Source organism: Photobacterium alginatilyticum, from assembly GCF_009910675.1.
GTDB lineage: Bacteria > Pseudomonadota > Gammaproteobacteria > Enterobacterales > Vibrionaceae > Photobacterium > Photobacterium alginatilyticum.
Map to the genome: position 1 here is coordinate 1 of NZ_RSEJ01000022.1, position 18,932 is coordinate 18,932.

Genomic DNA, 18,932 nt, shown 5'->3' on the forward strand with positions numbered 1-18,932 from the left:
GATAGTGAGTGCGTATACTGGGAAATGGAAATGCCTATGGATCGCCTCTTAAGTTTAGCCAAACACGGACGCTTACTAATAAAAAGTGAGTATTTGAAATTTATTCCCTCATGCATTGATGCCTTGCTATTTCAGTTAAGCCGTTCTCCAAGAAAACTGATACCTAACGAACTGAAATTTTGTGAAGACATTAAACAATTAAAAAAGTTAATATCAGAAAACAAAATAATCCTTCCTCTCAGAACATGCATGCCTCATTTTGAGAGTGTTATTTACGCTGAAAATTCACTGGCTGATATCAAGGGAGCACAAAACTTATATTACATCGTAGACGATTTGATTTTTAATGGTGTTAGACCAGACAGCTGGCTGACTCCTGACGATGCGGAAAGAGAAGTGAAGTCGTATTTCGCTCTGTAATAAACATTAAAGCTAAACGTGTTTTGAATTGCCGTACTACCAAATAACCATGGGCTGGGCGGTAGCCGTTGTCAGACAACTTCGCCCGTGATTTCACCAGTGCTCAGTATGAACTGGAATCGAATTATATTGCATTATGAAATAGTTCTCACTGCCTTATTATCGTCAACAATTGACGGTATCGGTGCAGCAGGCTTAGTAGCCAGCAAAGCACGCCATATCAACAAGTTCTCTGATCTCGGCACATTATTAAAACAGCTCAAACAAAAAAGCTCGACCGAAGTCGAGCTTTCAAATTCATTCGTAGGCATTACTGCTTATGAGCAATCTCTGCTTTCTTCAAATCTTTTACGTTCTTGCTTACTTCACGGCGCTCTTTTGATAGCTCGGCGCTGATGATGATGTGGTCATCGACACGATCTTCGTAATCGCCCTTCATGTTCTCAACAATTTCAACGATTTGATCGTGAGTCATGTCAGCCTTGATGTAATCAAGCAAGTTTTCTAGCAGCTCAACACGCTTACGGTTATCACGGACCTTACGATCGTTATCCAGGATTTCACGTTTAAGTTTGTTTTTGCGGCGTGTTTGGCGAACAAGCTCTAGGATAGTGTTCATTATTTGTCCTTTTATGAATCTACAAAGCCTAACTGACTTTGTTATAACAGAAAAATATGTTGTTACACAAGTCACATTATCAACAAGAAATTTTTATCGCTGATTCTTTGATTTGATACAGCAAACTGCTCGGTATAAAGTCCAACTCTCTCCCAGTTTTGACTGCAATATGCGCCAAGTCTCAAATGCAAGAAACCGCTTTTATTTCATCTGTCTATGTAATGAGAATAAGGTCTATTTTTCAGCTAAATCCTGTGAATTTGACCACAAATTTATCACTTAACTATTTGCAATTAGCATATCAGTGCCTACTCTTTCATTAGACCAGTAGTGTTTGGCAATGATGCAACAATGTGAACGAAAACACTTCATGTATAAGTTCTTGTTTAAGACTGTTGTACTGAAGCTATCTGTTTCAATTGTCACCAAAGTTAAATAGTTATTGGCGCTTTTTGTTGATGTAGAAATTCAGGAGACAACATGTCTAAAGCAACAGGTACCGTTAAGTGGTTCAATGAAGAAAAGGGTTTCGGTTTTATCACTCAAGATAACGGCGGTGCTGACGTATTCGTTCATTTCCGTGCTATCACTGGCGACGGATTCAAAACACTTGCGGAAGGTCAAAAAGTTTCTTACGAAACAGAGCAAGGTCCAAAAGGCCTACAGGCCGCTAACGTAGAAAAGATCTAGTCTATCTTTCTACTTAGCAGTAAAAGGGCCATTTGGCCCTTTTTTAATCTCTGCTCTTCCGAGCTATAAAATTTTATTTTTTCCTTCATCTCAAGTCATTTGTCACTAACTCGTTGTAAAAACCAGAGATTATCCTTCATTGTAGTGATACCAATATCACATTTTCTTCCATAAGCACTTAAATTTTAAAGTAATTGCTTGCCCTACCCGACCCCTTATGGCTTAATAGTCCCCGGCCTGTAATGCAGACCTATTTATGCAACAAATTGAAATAGAAAACTTCGTTCCACCGCTTTGCAAAAAGTGCAGTTGTCCTGAAGAGCTTCATTATTCTTTTGTCCATAAGTAATACATTATGATGGCTTAAGTACGCGACAAGCGTAAGATTAATTTTTATTCAGGAGACATGTCATGTCTAAAGCAACTGGTATTGTTAAGTGGTTTAACGACGAGAAAGGTTTTGGTTTCATCACTCAGGACAATGGCGGCGCTGACGTATTCGTTCACTTCCGTGCAATCGCTGGTGAAGGCTTCAAATCTCTAGCTGAAGGCCAGAAAGTATCTTTCGACATCGAACAAGGTCAGAAAGGTCCTCAAGCTGCTAACGTTGAGCGTATCTAATTTGATACCAAGCGTTAAGCTTTGAGAAAAGGGTATCTTAGGATACCCTTTTTTATTTCCATAATTCATCAAGCCTCTCCTTCCCCAACATCATATCGCCATTTACTAACAGACCTCTCGGTTTCAACATTTCACGTTACTCATGTGTGTATTTCGCCCATAAGTGATTAATATTGTTGATAAAGTGCTTTATATCCCACACCATTATATTGATAAATACACCAGTCACAATTTACCTATTTATCAATACATAATAATTCAGCAAAGCAATAATATCTTTCGTCCTATAAGCACAATTGATAATAAGGACGATAGAATAATGAAACATATCCTACTGGCTATATTAAGCCTTGCCATCTCGGCCACGGCCACGGCTGCTACCTGTAACCAGCACCTTGATGTCGGTACACCAAACCAGAGCGATCAGATCCTGTGTAGAGATGGCTATGCTGCGGGTTACAATTACCAAAACAAAGTCTCCAACTGGGTGGCCTACCATATCACTGCAGACAGCGTGAACGCCTTTTATGAGCGTTCAAATAGCTTCCGAACTGATACTGAAATACCCTCGCCATACCGTGCGACAAGTAGCGATTACACCAAAACAGGCTACGACCGTGGCCACCTAGCTCCTTCCGGGACGATGGACTTTTCACAAGAATCTATGCAACAAAGTTTTTTGATGTCTAATATGGCGCCGCAGCTTCCTGGCTTTAACCGTGGCGGCTGGAAGGCTCTTGAGGAGAAAGTACGCGAGTGGGCGAACACCTATAACGAACTATATGTTATCTCAGGTCCAATCTGGGACGGCAACGAAACCTATATTGGTAACGGTGTGTACATCCCAAACAACTTTTACAAAGTCATTCTAGATCCGGCCTACAATGATGCAATCGCATTCATTGTGCCACATCGCAAAATATCATCGTCAGAGATTGCAAGCTTCATTACAACGGTAGATGAGGTTGAGCAACTAACTCAACTTGATTTCTTTAGTGCACTTCCAGATGGCATTGAAGATGAAATTGAAACTGTCGAGTGGGAAATGTGGTAATAACTCACAGGTAAAGTAAAGCTCGTCGTTTGGCGGGCTTTACTTTCTGTTTTATGACGTGTTTTTTGGTGCACCTCATACATCATGTTGATAACCTATCACCTTAATCACCAAATAAGCAGTCACAATGGAAACCATTAACCTCTGGTTAGAATTCATCAATGAACTTCTCAAACTGATCGGTTAGCTACCAGTACAAATCCTGTACCAGTAGCTACTTTATTTCCCTGACTAGTCCTTGCTTTACCTCAATTCACTATCGGCCCTAATATCTCACGTATCATCTTAGGTAGCGGCAGTAAGTCTTCTAGTGGGATATCGTCTTCCATCCCCATCAGCTCGGGATACCCCTGTACGTGCTGGTAAATAGCCTGAATGATGTAAGGGGCTATCAGGATTTTATATTTCCCTTCCAATGCCGGTTCATCGGCATTGATTTGTCTGTATTTCTTCCCTTTGGAATCACGGATCATTTTGTGGAAAACCATCGCTAAAGGAAGGCTAGGCAAGAGCGGAAAATACAAGCCATACAGTTTCTTTAATGTTTTCGTATTCCAGGCGTGCGGTACGATATCAAGAGAGTTGGCAATGCGGACACATTGATCGCCTAGTTGCTGATCAGAATACTCGGCAAAGTCCTCATTTCCTGCAGATGGCCCAGCAAAGGCTACCGTAGAGATATTAATATTCTCTGACAGCCCCTTCCCTTGAATATCTTTTAACCATAATGCCATCGTAGGAGACAAAGCCCCTCCCAAACTGTGCCCGGTTATGCAGATATCACCTTTTCCCTCTTCTCCCAGCTCGCTATTTAGGAATTCCAGTATAGTTTTCTTCGCGCCAGGCATACCAGACTCAGGCCGCAGAGCTTGCAGCATAATAAGGCCAAAATTGGTGCTTTCTGAGATTTTGGGTACCAGGTACTGCGGAGGATTACCGAAAGGCCAGTCTTTCAAATATTTTGCCTGAAAATCCCATATCACCCAATTGGGAATTGAGACAGGATTTGTACCTCGAATAGCAATAACGTACTTGGAAGGGTCTTCAATATTACGGACAGCATACATCAGGCTATCGTCAAACTTTGTACCTGGAAGAGCAAAAACAGCAGGCCCCCAAACGACTTCCCACTGATTCTTAATAGGCTTCCATGATCGAAGCGCTTCATTGAATTTTGTCAGAATTATTTCAGCATTTTTCTTATCCGTCCCATCCAAAGTAAACCCAAAATAGGACATATAGCTGAATGTCAGCATAATTTGTTGTTTTGTATAAGACATACTCATTCCCTGAACGTCATTTTGAATACTTCAGGGAATAATAGTAAATCATATATGAATCATGGTGACTATGATCACACCAAGCAGCTATTCTTCAAACTAACGTTTATGCCTTTACCTACAACGCGAGTTTATTTCTCTTCCATTAGACGTACTAAGGTTTCCATCTGAACAGAAGTCTGGATCATATAGTCGTTTCGTGAAGCTCTCAGGTCTCGGGTGATCGCTTCTAAAGACATATTTGGATATGTGTTCATTGCCATGGTAGCTATTGTCTGCCCCGTACGGCCTACGCCTGCCCGGCAATGAATTACTGGTAGCAACTTTGCTGAATCAAGCACTGCACGGCTTCGTCTCTTCTCATAGAAAGCACGTTTATTGGCTGTAATACGTTCGATCAAGGCAACTAAATTAATTGTCGCTTCCGTGCTGACCGTCTGATGATCAGGCCAGTTGTGTACGTGAACCACAGGTATATCGATAGAGGCATCGTACCCGGCTACGTTTAATTGATAGACTCTTGCCTCAATTCCACTGCCAAGGCCTTCTGTGCTCGAAAATACCGATTGTGTCCTAATGTTGCCGTATGTCGAAGAGTTCGAGAAATAATCTGGAAGATCATTGCCCTGGATATCAGTGTCACTTGCCAGTACAACCAAAACAGGCGTTCGGTTTTCCACCAGCATCTGAAAATGACTTTCCAACTGATGTTGATACGGGAACTGCGACGCAATTGCAATATAGCGGTCATTAATCTTGATACGATTAGCATTAAGTTCATTGCGCACACTGGTATCTGCACAATGCAACAGGTTAAACCTGTCACGGTTTGGATCAAAGGCAAAGCACCTTGCTCCTCCTTTAATCATCATTAACCGATGCGCTGTTGCTTGATATGTATCCAAACCGCTTTCTTCAATCATTCAGTTATCCCCTTTGTTGTTTCCAAGGCCAATCCTATACTCTCCAGCTAGCAAAGCCGCCTCTTATTGATAGATTTATGACTTAAATTCCAATAAAACGCTCACGATGAAAAATAACTGCTCAATATAGCAACGCCCTGCTCATGCAAGGCGTTAACATAACACATGACTTCACGCTGAATGGTTAATACGTAAAGCTCACACCAACAAAATGTATGCGGCCGTCAAATGTTCCATCCAAACTTGGCAAGTTACGTCTGATATCGACCCCACCAAGATCTGCGTACTCATAGAAGGTATCAATCTTAATATCATCCCAATAAGTCGATGCACCGACCGAATAACGATATTGCTCACCAACCGGTACGTCAACCCATTGCTTGGATGCATCATCCTGTGGCGACGATTCATAAGAGAAACCGGCTTTTAATCGCCACCTGTGGTTTAGTTGGTAGTCCGCCCCCAAAGCCACCTTCCAGACATCATCCCAGTCACGGTCAATCACAACGCCATTATTACCCAAGCCAAAATCAAGTACCGTTGTATCCCACTCACTCCAGCGGTGCCATTGCACCGATGTCAGCACGTTCAACTGTGGCGTGACTGCATAGCTGGCGCTAACATCCATTAACGCCGGAAGACTGATATCAGTCTTTAGTCGGTTAATCACCCCCAACTCGGTAGGACCGGTAACCCTCGTGTCAAACTCATGCTCAAGTTTACTCCGGAAACTTGCCCCGACCTTAAACCGTTCATCATGGGTATATATCACCCCAATATTTGCACCAAATGCCCAGTCAGTATCCTGCTTGGCTTCAATCAAACTCGTCGATTGCTGAAGTGCTGCCCAGCTGAGCTGTAACCCGAGCCCGACAGCCCATTGTTCATTAAGGCTATAACTCAACGAGGGATTGAACTGCATGGCGGTTAGGGTAATTTCATCAAGTGCCGCCGCACCGGCCCACTGTTCGCCATAAGCCAGACTCGAACCACCAACGGCACCTAAAGCGAGCCCAAGGTGTACATCATCGCTGATCTGGTGAGCATGAAAAGCACCAAATGATGGAAGAAAAGAGCTTGCTTTTCCATCCCCCTGACCGGTGTTGTCCCGATACTTCATTTCCAGATCGAAGCCCAGCGCATTGAATGTCGTGAGCTGATCTCCCATATCACTCATGGTGGCCGGGTTCGCCCACATTGAAGCAGCCGAGCCACTATAAACGCCATCACCAGCGGTTGCTGTACCGGCATTGGCCGTCACGGCCTCCTGAAGAAAAATGCCACTTGCCTGTACCGGTAAAGACAGTACAGATACCGCAGCCAATAGGGTCGGCGTTGTTATTCGCATTACGTCACTCATCATTGTTATTTTCGGGTAGATTTCGGGCTAAAACACTCAGCCACGCTTAGATTGGAGTTCGTTGATAACATACTCAGGCGCAATTTTGCCGAGCTCTTGCAGGCAAGCGTCAGTTTTCTGATGCCCGTTGCGAATATAGATATCGCAAACGGCGTAGAGCTGTTCCGGGGCACCAGAGATCAGATAAGCCTGTTCAAAAGCCGATATGGCCGCATCAAGGTTAACTGACTCTTGCAGTACACCACTGAGATACCAAAAGTAGCTGTTAGTCTTCGCAAGCTTTGCAGCATGCTGCATCGCTTTTGCTGCGGCAGCTTTCTGTTCCAGCCGGACTAATGTCAATGCTTTGGAGTAATGTAAGTTGGCCTCATTTGGCAATCGTTCTATCGCCTGCTCTAACGTAACCAACGCATCACTGTCCAGCCCCTGTGCTCGCTGGTTATCAGCCATGCTTAGCCAGATTTGCGGATTGATTTTATTGTCAGCCAATAGCCTCTGATAATGGCGACTTGCACGCCCGAACTCCTGATGCCAGCGATAGATATCTGCCAGCAAAAGCTGCATGCCTTCGTCTTCTTGCTCAGACAAGTGTCGAATTAATGCCGAGGTTGGGTTTTCCATCATTGCCTGTTGTTCGGGAGACATGTTGCCAAAATCACGGATCAGACTGGTGGTTGCGGCCATTTTCACCTGGAGCACCGGATCATTAAGCAATGGCGATACCATTCGCCAACGGTGCTCGAACTGATAGGGCTCCGCACCAATCACAGCCGCCTCTCTTACAACAGCACTGTCATCACGTAATCCACGAACAACAGCCACCAGGCTGTTCTGGCTTGGATAACGAGCGAGTTGGCGTAACGCCTCAGCCCTATCCTCATCACTTTGACGCTGATCTTGCGCGATATAGACCCACTTCTGAAGTTGAGCCGACTGCGTGTCCTCGGTTACGGTAGAGCCCCGAGTGACTAATAGTCCTGTGTCAGACTCTGCCTGAGCATCTGCTGCTTCAGAGGACTGTGCATTTACCTGCAAAGGCGCCAACAAAGATAGCGTTAAGGCAGCAGATACCGCAGGCTTCGCAATACTTCTGAGGCTGAAAGATAATTTGTTCATCGAAAACCTCACTGATCAGAACTGCGGCGGATAGGGAAAACGATTCATTGATGGCTTAAGCAACTCATCCCGGTATTTGCCATGGGCAACAGGGTGGCCCGTCGCTCTCAAAATGTAAGCCAACGACTTATCCGCATGGCTAAAGAATTTTTTCCAACCAGCACATAGGTAATTCAGCCCCGGCTCTCCATCTGTGGTACGAATAAAACGGTTTTTAGGGCACTCGCCAAAACAGGCAAACTGGTAATCACACTGCTGACACTGGCTGGTCAAGGTGCGAGACTTGGCAAAACCAAACGTCTGCTGCTGCTCCGAATATGCCATTTCATCCAGTTTTTGATGATGAATGTTGCCTATCTTGTACTCGGGGTACACATAATGGTCACAGGTGAACACATCACCGTTTGGCTCCATAGCCAGTCCCTTTCCGCACATTTCGCCTAAAGTACATAACGGATTTTTACGCCCCATCCAAGTCTCGACGCTGGCCTCAAAATACTGCACAAACACCTTACCCAGATCGTGTTTTACCCATTCGTCAAAAACAGCAATCAGGAAATCTCCCCACCCCTCGTCAGACACACACCAAGGCTCGACCACTGACTTTTTATGCCAGGGCTTCAATCGGTTATCCCCCTGACGTAGCTGTTCTTGCGGTTGCCAGGTTTGCGGTGCCGTAGTACGGAAAGTTTTTTGCTCGACAATCGGAATAAATTGCATTTGAGGCGAGCGCACCTCATCGCGAAGAAAGCGGTACACTTCAAGAGGGTTCTTGCTAGTTAGATTATTTACACAGGTTAAGGTCGCAAACTTCACCTTATGCTTATGTAGTAACTCGACGGCAGCCATTACCTGGCGAAATGTGCCTCGCCCGGCTCGGTTTGTCCGGTAGGCGTTATGCAGCATTTCCGGACCATCGATGCTTAGTCCGACAAGAAAGTTATTTGCGGCCAGAAATTCGCACCACTCATCGTTAAGTAACGTGCCGTTTGTCTGCAGATCATTCGCGATCACAATGCCCGGAAGCTGATACTTTCTTTGTAACTCAACTATCTTGCGAAAATAGTCCAGCCCCAGCATCGTCGGTTCGCCACCCTGCCACGAGAAGATGATTTCTGGTGTGTTCTGGCCTTCAATGTACTGACGGATATAAGTCTCTAAGGCTTGCTCATCAAGCTTGGGAGAGCAGCCTTGCTTATATTCCAGCAAATCCTGCTTACTGAGGTAATAACAGTAAGTACAATCGATATTACATGCAGCACCAATCGGTTTTGCCATCACATGCATTCGTTTCGACGCCTTGCCGTTAAATTGTGGACCTTGGGTAATCAGCATATTGCACCACCAGATAGACTCAAAATGATGCTCGCAGTGTAAATCCCCGCGCAGCCCGGCGCTTGTTATACCCCTTATAACCAATTGGAATGGCGTTTTTCCATAAACTAGAAACGCCTAATTATTAAGCGGAGCTCCGTTATGAAAGCCCCCCGTTCTATACGTTCTCTACCTATGCGTACCTTGACTCTTTCCACTCTTGGTCTTGCCGTCTGTATTCCTGCTGTCTATTGGGTAGTTGCCCACTCAAGCCAGGTCACAACGCATCCTGTTGCCCAGCAGATAGAAGCCAATATGGTATTAGTAGAAGGTGGTAGCTTTACGATGGGCACCTCCCTACCTGAGGTAAAAAAGGCTGAAAGCCCGGCACGTACCGTTAGCCTTAATAGCTTTTATATTTCGAAGTTTGAAGTGACTCAAGAGCTATTCGAAAGTGTCATGGGTTCATCCATGAGTTACTTCAAGGGTAAAAATGTACCGGTGAACAACCTTAGCTGGCAACAGGCCAACTATTTCATTGAACAGCTCAACGCCCAGACGGGTAGCCATTACCGCCTGCCGACAGAAGCCGAGTGGGAATACGCTGCTCGTGGTGGTAACAAAAGTCAGGGCTATCTCTACAGCGGGTCAAATGACATCAATGAGGTTGCCTGGTATGCCGGTAATGCCCGAAACCGTGCTCAGCCTGTAGGCATGAAAAAGCCCAACGAGCTTGGCTTGTACGATATGACGGGCAATGTCGGTGAATTCGTTATTGATGCCTTTGATGAGAACTTCTACCGCTACGGCCCTGCTGACAACCCCAACAACGCCAAAGAGACTGACATCGGGCTTGCTCACAAGTCTGTCCGCGGTGGCAGCTTTTCTTACGATGCCGATGAGTCGGAAAATTTCCGTCGGGACTTTGCCAGCCAGTCGGTAATTATGTCTGACATGGGACTGCGTCTGGTCCGTGATGCCGACTAAGGCTACCTGCAAAACACATTCTTATTTCATCGCCTTCTTACGTTTAAAAGAATAAGGACTAACTATGAACATACCACGCATCCCGATGCTGGTTCTCGCCGGGTTACTTGCTGTGCCCTGCTATGCGACAGTTCCCGCCACGAAAAATATGACTGAAGCTTGCAAAGCTACAGGTTCAGCTCCCAAACTGGTGCTTCAAATCACCGTCGACGGACTTCGCGCAGATTTAATTGAACGATACAAGAAAAACTTTGGTGACAGTGGCTTTCGATACCTGATGGAACAAGGCGCTTATTATACCAATGCGCACTATCAGCACGGTAATACCGAAACAATTGTCGGCCATGTCTCCCTGGCAACAGGAGCACCTCCGAGCGTACACGGCATGGTAGGAAATGTTTGGTATGACCGTCAGCTAGAGCGACTGGTCTACAACGTGGAAGATGCCGACTATGCCATGCTGACAGCCAATGCCGGAGTCAACCAGTCCACTGAAATCGACCCGACACAAAAAGCAGCAAAACAAGATGGTCGCTCCCCGGCACCGATCCTGTCGACAACCTTCAGTGACGAACTGGCCGTCGCCAGCAATGGCGAGTCTAAACTCTTCTCGGTATCAGTCAAAGACCGCGGTGCTATCTCGCTAGCCGGCCATAGCGGTAAAGCGTTTTGGTTCTCCAAGGCCCAATCCGAGTTTGTCACCAGTAATTATTACTACGACCAGTATCCGGCATGGGTAAACCAGTGGAATGCTCAAAATCATCCGGCTCGATACAGCAAACAACAGTGGCAGCTATCCCTACCTGCCGAGAATTACACCCTCAAGGAAGGCGATCCTTCCTACAAGGTCGATCTGGCTGGCTTCAGGCGCAGTTTTCCGCACCCTTATGGCCCTGCATCCTACAAATACTTCAGCACTATGCTAACGCTAAGCCCTGCCGGTGATGAGCTAACGGCTGACTTTGCATCCGCGCTAATCGATAAAGAACAGCTCGGCAAGGGCAAGTTTACTGACTATCTGGCTGTGAGTTTCTCGGCTAACGATTACGTCATCCACATGTACGGACCTGCCAGCCTGGAAGCAGAAGATAACTTGATCCGGCTAGATAAAACCCTTGCCAGACTGTTTAAACACGTAGACTCACACATTGGCCTGGAGAATACGCTGATCGTACTTTCAGCCGATCACGGTGTTCCGGAAGCCGCCCCTACGGTCAATGCACTGGGCTATCGCAATGCCGGGTACTTCGATAAATCAACCATTGTAAATAATGACTTAAAGAAAAGGTTGCAAGAAGAATTTGGATTGCCCGAAAATGTTGTCCGCCTTTACGCCCAGCCTTATATCTATCTCGATCATCAACTCATCAAAGATAAGGGCATTGAGCTAGCTGATGTTCAAGCTGCTGTCGCTGAAGAGATGACAAAAATCAAAGGGATCGCTTATGCGGTAACAAGTCGCGATATCGAAACGAACCGTATTCCGGATAGCCACCTTATGACCCTGGTAAAAAACAACTACCATCCACAACGTTCAGGTGATGTCTATTTGGTTTTCGCCCCTCGCACCTACATCAATGACATGGACGGGCTGACTATTGCCTCAACTCATGGCTCGCCTTGGCGCTATGACACCCATGTCCCGGTCATTTTTGCTGGCTACAACATTGAACCAAATAAAGTGGCCCGAGAAATAACGCCGTACGACATCGCGCCAACACTGTCCAACAAACTGGGGATCACCCAGCCAAGCGGCACAACGGGAACCGTATTAAAAGAGGTAGCAGGCAGCAGCAAATAAAACGCAGTCTCTCAAAGCACAAAGCCCGTACCACCATGGCACGGGCTTAGTCGAACCGCTCTATCAAAAACTCTAACCGTTACAGTTCGACATCTTTAACTACTTTGAACAACTGATTTCGAAGCCAGCGATGAGCGTTTTCCGATGTGCGGCTGGGATGCCAGATAGCACATAAATCTTGTACGCTGCCGCCAAATGGCATTGGCAATGCCTTAACATCATATTTTTCAGAGAAGTCATTGATGGTTGATGCCGGCAGGATCCCTATCATGTCTGATCCGGCGATAATTGGCAGCATTTCTACTGCTCCCGGCGCGCGAACAATGATATTGCGCTTGTCGAGCTCGGGAAAATCTTCTGCATTCAGCAAACTGCGCCTCGCCTGCCACCTTGCGACAACAACATGATCTTCACTGAGAAACTCACCCACCGTAACACTGTCACTCAATCGTGGATGATTTGCTGAACAGACGACCTTAAGCTCTTCGGAATACAGTACCTCTGTTTTGAGCACAGTCCGACCACGCGGTCGCATATCGATAATTAAGTCATATCGCTGCAAGCGCAAATCCGCTTCCATATCCTCGGTAAACAAAGGATGAATCTCGAGTGCAATCTTCGGGGCCTCTTTGCGCATTTGCAGAATTAAAGCCGGGATCAGGGTATAGCTGGCAACAGAGACACATGCAATAGAGAAAATCCGTTTAGAGGTTTTAGGATCAAATTCCCGTGATGCCGATAGTGTAGAGCTGAAGTTCTTCAGTGCCGCTGACATGGCCGGATAAATATCAACAGCAAAGGTAGTCGGCTCAACCCCAGAGGTATTTCGGTGAAACAGCGGATCGTCATAGATTTCACGCAGTCGCTTAAGCGCCTTACTCACTGCAGGCTGACTAATGTCCATCCTGACCGCCGCCTTTGACAGGCTGCGTTCTTCGAAAATAGCGACAAATATCGGAATTAAATTTAGTTCAGTACTCTTCATTGGCACCCGGGATAGAGATAAACGAAAGCCAGTATAGATAACTGGCTAGTTGTATTAGCATAGAAAATTGAGACAAGAACAGCGAATGCTATTTCTTCGTCTTGTGAGGCAATTCTTGTAATTGTGGCAATGCTTTAGGCATGATTAAAAAGCGTGAACGCCTGCTTAAGCCTGGTCGTAGACATCGCCCCAAACCCCGCCATAAGCGGACAAATGATAGCAAACTCCCCTTGCCTGCCTGAAAGCGTTGCTGAAGCTTGTCCCATTTGGCCTGCTGTGATGGCAAAGCAGCGCAGCGACAGAATTGATCCGCTTTTGCCAGCTCCACCAGCCCCGTCCGCTGATGCAAACGACGATAAATCATCAACCTTGCCTGCGGCAAGTCTCCCCTGCATAGTGCTCTGCAGAATTGCCACCAGGCCGGTGTCGGCCGAGTGTTATAATAGTGCGATGCCAATAGGCCACTAAGACTCAATACGGCCATGGAAACGCCAAACAGGGCAAGATCCAACCAGTAAGTACGTAGCCATGAACGCCAGGTATGATGCGCTCTGATATGTTTCTCTGGCAAACTCAATGTTTCAAGCTGCTGAGAGCTTGTATTCCACCACTGAAGCTCCAGTGCCGGGAAAACAATATCACCGCCCGACTGCACAATATAGACCGCCTGATCAAGGCGGCTTGAACGGTAATTTCCCCTTTCCTGACTGTCTGACAGCTTCGGTGGCTGTACATATACCTGAAAAGGATTAGTCACTGTTTGCTGCTGTTCTTGCTGAACATAAGACGGCAATATTGGCGGGATCAACACTGACAACGTGTCCTCACCATGAACAGTGACAGTCCGGGTTATCGCATCTCCGACTTTCAGCTCACCAGCATCCCGTGACAGCTCCCACTGCTCTTCAATCTTCAGCTCGCTGGCACTCAGCCAATGTCCATTTTGTATCAGTAACGGCGAAGGCAAGCTCACATCAAAAGTCAAAGGCAGTGTTGCTATTCGCCCTTTCACGGAACGGCCATCTGGAACAGAAACCTGCACATCAACATCAATAGAAGGAACAACAAAACGTCCTGATTGCTGCGGATAGAGCGTTATCTCCCACCGTTGATGTGACCAGGTAACGCCTTCCTTGCGCTGGCTATAGTTTGTCGCCAGCGAATTTCGCTGTTTCACGATCACGCCCGGGATCTCAATCGACGCGATCCGGGTACCACCGGTAAACCAACGTGGCGTTGCCACATCGATGTACAGAATCACCTGCTGATTCACCGCATAACGGCCATCATCCAGCTGTTTTTTATCATCCAGCCAAGCTTTTACTTCAACAGCGGGGGGCTCTGCGTTGTCAACAGAAAGTCCAGAGGCATAAGCCGGTAACCCGGCCAGACAGACGACAAACCAGAGAGCGAAGCAAAGAGAAAACATGTAACGAGAGGCCATTTGAAAAAACGGTCTCACCAGGCACTGATGATGTATCGCAGCTGTCATGATGCATCTCCTTTTCGTTTTTGGGTTTGCAGCTCCCCTACCTGTCCGTTTGTTTGATTCTGTTTTTGACGCTGTATTTGAAACTTGGCTCGCAAGAAATATTTAGGATCCGCTTCTACCCGGCGTAACCATTTATCCGCCAGCTCGTCACTTCCCAAAATTTCGTTGGCATTTAAGGTCTGTCGAACCATCATACTGGCATCAACCTTCTCGTCTGCACCATCCGCTGTGCGAGGCTGATCATCCGCCAGTTCAAATGACTCCTCCGGGCCGTCTGTTGTGCCCATCTGGCTCTCACTGGTCCGGTTTATCTCCTCAACTATGCCTTGCATTACCTCAAGGTTATGTTCAGCCCTTTTACGGATATCCGGTAAAGACGCTTTCTTACTCAACTCAGAAAACAAATCTCTTGCGGCCAGGTACTCCCTCTGCCGCGCCAGGGCATTACCGGCATACAAAATCGCAGCCTCGCTACCATCTTGCAAAAAGGCAGACTGTGCCAGCGAATATTGCGTCGCATAGTAATAGGCAACGCCTTTATAAAATGGGTCATGGAAATGAGCTGCGGCCTTGAGGTAATCGCCCCGATTCAGGAACCACTGTCCCTGCTGATCCGGTGTCAGCCAAAGATCGAACCAAAACTGACTAAAACGATCTTGCCAGCCATTTTCTACCGACATCACTACAGTGGCTTTGGCTTCCACGGTTTTAGCAAGAGTTGAAGGAGAATACGCAAGCGGCAGGCAAACCGCCGCCAGCACACACCACTGCACCAGCCACCCTTTGCGAAACCACAGCAGCATGATCATAGCGATAGGAAGTAACAGGTAATATCCCATGTCCTGCCATGGCATCTCAGAGTCATTATTAAGCTGCATATAACGTTCAACCTGACGGCTGATGCCTTTTACGTCCGAATCATCAACCGTCATTACAACCACTTGTCCGCCAGCAGATCGAGCTAACGCCTTCAGGGAATCAACATCAGGCGGGTTCACGGATGAGGCGCCAGGTTTACCGGCGACCAACACCAATAACTGATGGGAAGTAGACTGGAAATAGTTGCTGAGATCAGTCAGTGCCGATGGCGAAATACCGTCTGTTACCAATAACACCGTCGCGGCTTTCCGGTCACTCAATTGCTGCTCGATGAGCGGTATGACCGCCTGCGTTGATTTTCCTTTCTCCGGCATAATATCTGGCTCTATCGCCGCCAGAAACGGCGCAAAAACCTCGCTGTCACGTGTCAAAGGCATTGCAACATGCGCTGTTCCGGCAAAAACAACTAACCCGGTATTGCCGCCATTTCGCAACACCATTAAATCGCGGATTTTCTGTTTGCTCCGCTCTAACCGATTCGGGGCAATGTCTTTGAATAGCATTGAGTCACTGTTATCTAGCACGACCAGCAACGATGCCTTATCTTCACCAAATGGAGACGCCTCACGCTGCCAGGTCGGCCCGGCACAAACGACAATGGCCAGCACCATCACCAGCGTCAGCACTTTTAACGGTAACTGTTTCTTCCACCCCGTTTCGCCCAATGTCAGCGCTTTTCGTAAATGAAGCGGGAACAACTGCTGCCACTGGCTAATGCTATCCTGATTCCAGCGGATATACACCACGGCTGATAAAGGTATAAAAGCCAGCAGCCATAAAGGCCGGATGAAATGGAACTGCTGCCAAATCTGTTGCCATAGCTGAGAATCAAACATGGCCCGCCTCCTGATTTTGCTGGTGGTCGGCGTCGACAACATGTCTATGCAAATACCGCCTGCGTAGCGTGATCAGTGAAAAAACGGTGAGATAGAGAAGTACTGCCGCAATCATAAAATAATGGTGCAGGCTGCGCTTAGACTGAAATGTCGTACTCTGATACTGCTGAGGCTCTAGCTCTCCCACTTTCTGATAAGCCTGTTCGAGCGCCTCACGATTGAGTGCCTCAAACGTCTCTCCCCCCGTCGCATCAGCCGCTTTTCTCAACGTATCCATATCCAGAGCCTGCTCGCCGACCGTCGCAGGATCCCCCATCGCAATGGCATGGATCCTCACACCTTTTACTGCGGCGACCTTACCGGCATCAATAGGCTCAACAAAACTGCCGGTGTCGTTACCGTCTGTCAGCACAATGGCCACTTTTTCTCGTTCAGGATCATCGCTGTAGCTCTGCTCAAACACCTTGATGGCTAATCCAATGGCATCCCCAAGGTGGGTACTTTGCCCGGCCATTGCCACATCAGTCTGATCCAGCAATGCCTGCCATGCGGCTAAATCGGCGGTAAAAGGTGTTTGCACAAAAGCAGCATCTCCAAACAATATCAGTCCTAGCCGATCACCCTCACGCTTCGATGCAAATTCTGATAGCACCTGCTTGGCCGCAGCCAAACGTGTAATCATCTTGCCACTGCTGTCTTCAAAATCCGGCTCTGCCATGGAGCCTGAAAGATCCAGTATCACCATCACATCTCGGCCATAACGTTCACGGGTTTGCGGCTCACCCAGCACCATAGGCTTGGTCAGTGCGAGAACAATACATAACCAGCTGAATGCTAACGCCATTCGTTGCCACCAACTGGGCTTTAGCTGACTTGCTCCTTGTGAAGGAGTCTCGCCCAATACCGAGATCAAGGTATCGAAGAAGGGAACTTTGACAGCCGTTTTCCTGGTTTTATATGCCGGGATCAGCCAATACACGGCGACAGGCAATGGCAGAACCAATAACCACAGCGGATAAGAAAACGTGAGCTGGGAGTCAAACATAATCACCCTCTCCTTTTGCTATTTCCGCAGCCATATGAGCCTTCAGATAACGGGCATCATGTTCTGCTAGCCAATCGCGGCAATGAAGCTCCAACTGCTTAACTTGATCTGCCGTTAGCGATGTTTTCTGGCTGATCACAGACTCCAGCCAACGCTCACCCAAAGGCATAAGCCAGATTGCATCTGATCCCGGTAATGCCGCATCCAGCGCAGCAAGCAGCGATTGTCCGAACTGGTTGGCACACCTGGGATCAAGATATACCAACACGATTTTGATGATGGCCAGAATATCCTGGCCCGCTTGAGACGAGCTCATCGCAACAAGACGCAGACTGTCGAGAGCTTCGCGCCGGTAGCGGTTTAACCACCACTGTCGGCACTGGCGGTACAACAAATACAACGCAAACAGAACGGCTACTGCCAGCAATACCTTCCAGCCAACTGTCTGTGGCCACCAGCTAACCGGTTCAGGAATAGCGACATCCGACAGGTGGCGTAATATATAGGTTCCCGGAACTTGATGATCCATTATGCCATCCCCCCGGTAGCACGAATAAACTGGCTGAGATGCTCACCACGGGTCTCAAGTTCAATCAAGGGTAAGTGTTTTGCCGCCATCAGATTTACGAGCTGGTCTTTCTTTAACTGCTGGCTGGCACTCAACCCTTCACTGGCTGACACCAATTGAGCCTGGGACAGGTGAAGCTGTTTATTTCCGTTGCCGACTGTCCAGTTAAATGAGCGCGGTAACTTTCCAGTGCGCTGATGTTCAATAATAGTGGGCTGTAATGCATGCTCAAGGGGATCCGATATCATTACCCCCAACACATCATTGTGTTGCTGCAGCAACTTAAAACGGCTCAAATCCGCTTCGGTGATCCCGGTCCAGTCACTTAGCACTATCAGAGTGGTATTTCGTAATTTCATTCGTCCAAGCAAGTGTAATAAGGCGCTAAAACCTGACAACGAATTATCATTACTCCGCACATTAAGTGACTGGTTAGCCTCAGCCAGCATTTGCAGGCGCTGGAGCCAATGATTTTGCGAGCGTTGCGCCTCCCGCCAGTCGAGCTGATCCCCCTGCATAAGTACCAGCCCGATCCGGTCATTGTCTCTGAGTATCCGCCAGCCAATCAGCGCCGCCAACTCTGCCGCCACCACCGACTTCATCGTTTCGACAGAAGAGAAAAACATATTGCTGCGCTGATCGACACAGACAATCACATGACGATCTTTTTCTTCGGTATAGCACCGAACATGCGGTTTGCCGGTTCGTAATGTCACCTTCCAGTCAAGATTGCGGATATCATCGCCTTGGTGATAGTGGCGTAACTCTTCGAAATTCAGCCCCCGGCCGCGAAATAGCGATGTATGGCGACCTGATAGCGCAGTTCCCGATTTTAGCTGTGGCAGTAAGGTAAAGCCGGTAGTTTGAGACTGTAGTTTTACCAACCGGGCATAGTCACAATACAACCGACAATCCTTGGTTGTGCCAGTCGGCGGTGGCATG

General features: G+C 47.2%; 18 protein-coding genes. 6 read left to right on the forward strand and 12 right to left on the reverse strand.

Annotation, left to right across the window (positions count from 1 at the left end; genetic code table 11):
• Nucleotides 1-420: hypothetical protein (locus EIZ48_RS19010; RefSeq protein ID WP_205298602.1), on the forward strand; the 420-nt coding region annotated here is incomplete at its 5' end.
• Nucleotides 421-730: 310 nt separating this feature from the next.
• Here EIZ48_RS19010 and EIZ48_RS19015 read toward each other — a convergent pair.
• Nucleotides 731-1,039 carry a DUF496 family protein gene (locus EIZ48_RS19015; RefSeq protein ID WP_075767944.1) on the reverse strand — a complete coding sequence of 103 codons (309 nt, stop codon included), beginning with the start codon at nucleotides 1,037-1,039 and terminating at the stop codon, nucleotides 731-733.
• A gap of 480 nt (nucleotides 1,040-1,519) precedes the next feature.
• Between EIZ48_RS19015 and cspE (EIZ48_RS19020) the strand changes: the two genes are divergently transcribed.
• The 3 genes from cspE (EIZ48_RS19020) to EIZ48_RS19030 all read left to right on the forward strand — a co-directional run bounded on the left by cspE (EIZ48_RS19020) (nucleotide 1,520) and on the right by EIZ48_RS19030 (nucleotide 3,404).
• The gene (cspE, locus tag EIZ48_RS19020; RefSeq protein WP_047874816.1) at nucleotides 1,520-1,729 is read left to right on the forward strand and encodes a transcription antiterminator/RNA stability regulator CspE; all 210 of its coding nucleotides are present in this window, start codon (nucleotides 1,520-1,522) and stop codon (nucleotides 1,727-1,729) included.
• A 411-nt stretch (nucleotides 1,730-2,140) separates the two neighbouring features.
• Complete coding sequence (gene cspE / locus EIZ48_RS19025) at nucleotides 2,141-2,350, forward strand: transcription antiterminator/RNA stability regulator CspE (RefSeq protein WP_036830632.1); 210 nt, start codon at nucleotides 2,141-2,143, stop codon at nucleotides 2,348-2,350.
• Between the two features lie 319 nt (nucleotides 2,351-2,669).
• Nucleotides 2,670-3,404, forward strand: coding sequence for a DNA/RNA non-specific endonuclease (locus EIZ48_RS19030; protein WP_160654775.1), 735 nt, complete (start codon nucleotides 2,670-2,672; stop codon nucleotides 3,402-3,404).
• 248 nt (nucleotides 3,405-3,652) lie between these two features.
• Here EIZ48_RS19030 and EIZ48_RS19035 read toward each other — a convergent pair whose 3' ends face one another.
• From EIZ48_RS19035 to EIZ48_RS19055, 5 genes are all read right to left on the reverse strand, one after another.
• Entirely contained in the window at nucleotides 3,653-4,684 is a 1,032-nt protein-coding gene (locus tag EIZ48_RS19035) for a lipase family protein (RefSeq protein ID WP_160654778.1), read from the reverse strand.
• Between the two features lie 131 nt (nucleotides 4,685-4,815).
• Nucleotides 4,816-5,607 carry a protein-tyrosine phosphatase family protein gene (locus EIZ48_RS19040; RefSeq protein WP_160654781.1) on the reverse strand — a complete coding sequence of 264 codons (792 nt, stop codon included), beginning with the start codon at nucleotides 5,605-5,607 and terminating at the stop codon, nucleotides 4,816-4,818.
• A 184-nt stretch (nucleotides 5,608-5,791) separates the two neighbouring features.
• Nucleotides 5,792-6,955, reverse strand: coding sequence for an OmpP1/FadL family transporter (locus EIZ48_RS19045; RefSeq protein WP_160654784.1), 1,164 nt, complete (start codon nucleotides 6,953-6,955; stop codon nucleotides 5,792-5,794).
• Nucleotides 6,956-7,003: 48 nt separating this feature from the next.
• Nucleotides 7,004-8,083 (reverse strand): tetratricopeptide repeat protein, encoded by a 1,080-nt coding sequence (locus EIZ48_RS19050; protein WP_160654787.1) that lies wholly within the window; start codon nucleotides 8,081-8,083, stop codon nucleotides 7,004-7,006.
• Nucleotides 8,084-8,098: 15 nt separating this feature from the next.
• Nucleotides 8,099-9,418: an anaerobic sulfatase maturase gene (locus tag EIZ48_RS19055; protein WP_160654790.1), complete on the reverse strand. Its 1,320-nt coding sequence runs from the start codon at nucleotides 9,416-9,418 to the stop codon at nucleotides 8,099-8,101.
• Between the two features lie 141 nt (nucleotides 9,419-9,559).
• On the opposite strand from EIZ48_RS19055, the gene EIZ48_RS19060 reads away from it, so the two are divergent.
• Entirely contained in the window at nucleotides 9,560-10,384 is an 825-nt protein-coding gene (locus EIZ48_RS19060; RefSeq protein WP_500690610.1) for a formylglycine-generating enzyme family protein, read from the forward strand.
• Between the two features lie 148 nt (nucleotides 10,385-10,532).
• Nucleotides 10,533-12,185, forward strand: coding sequence for an alkaline phosphatase family protein (locus tag EIZ48_RS19065; protein WP_240153028.1), 1,653 nt, complete (start codon nucleotides 10,533-10,535; stop codon nucleotides 12,183-12,185).
• Between the two features lie 79 nt (nucleotides 12,186-12,264).
• On the opposite strand, the gene EIZ48_RS19070 is transcribed toward EIZ48_RS19065, so the two are convergent.
• From EIZ48_RS19070 to EIZ48_RS19095, 6 genes are all read right to left on the reverse strand, one after another.
• Nucleotides 12,265-13,170 carry a LysR family transcriptional regulator gene (locus EIZ48_RS19070; RefSeq protein WP_160654796.1) on the reverse strand — a complete coding sequence of 302 codons (906 nt, stop codon included), beginning with the start codon at nucleotides 13,168-13,170 and terminating at the stop codon, nucleotides 12,265-12,267.
• Nucleotides 13,171-13,258: 88 nt separating this feature from the next.
• A complete protein-coding gene (locus EIZ48_RS19075; RefSeq protein ID WP_160654799.1) occupies nucleotides 13,259-14,662 on the reverse strand; it encodes a BatD family protein in 1,404 nt (467 codons plus the stop codon).
• Nucleotides 14,659-16,377 (reverse strand): vWA domain-containing protein, encoded by a 1,719-nt coding sequence (locus tag EIZ48_RS19080; protein WP_160654802.1) that lies wholly within the window; start codon nucleotides 16,375-16,377, stop codon nucleotides 14,659-14,661. Before EIZ48_RS19080 ends, EIZ48_RS19075 begins: the two co-directional genes overlap by 4 nt.
• Nucleotides 16,370-17,422, reverse strand: a complete 1,053-nt coding sequence (locus tag EIZ48_RS19085) for a vWA domain-containing protein (protein WP_160654805.1) — start codon at nucleotides 17,420-17,422, stop codon at nucleotides 16,370-16,372. Before EIZ48_RS19085 ends, EIZ48_RS19080 begins: the two co-directional genes overlap by 8 nt.
• The gene (locus EIZ48_RS19090; protein ID WP_160654808.1) at nucleotides 17,415-17,951 is read right to left on the reverse strand and encodes a DUF4381 domain-containing protein; all 537 of its coding nucleotides are present in this window, start codon (nucleotides 17,949-17,951) and stop codon (nucleotides 17,415-17,417) included. The genes EIZ48_RS19085 and EIZ48_RS19090 overlap by 8 nt, the downstream gene beginning before the upstream one ends.
• Nucleotides 17,951-18,931, reverse strand: coding sequence for a DUF58 domain-containing protein (locus tag EIZ48_RS19095; protein ID WP_160655096.1), 981 nt, complete (start codon nucleotides 18,929-18,931; stop codon nucleotides 17,951-17,953). Before EIZ48_RS19095 ends, EIZ48_RS19090 begins: the two co-directional genes overlap by 1 nt.
• Nucleotide 18,932 lies beyond the last annotated feature (1 nt).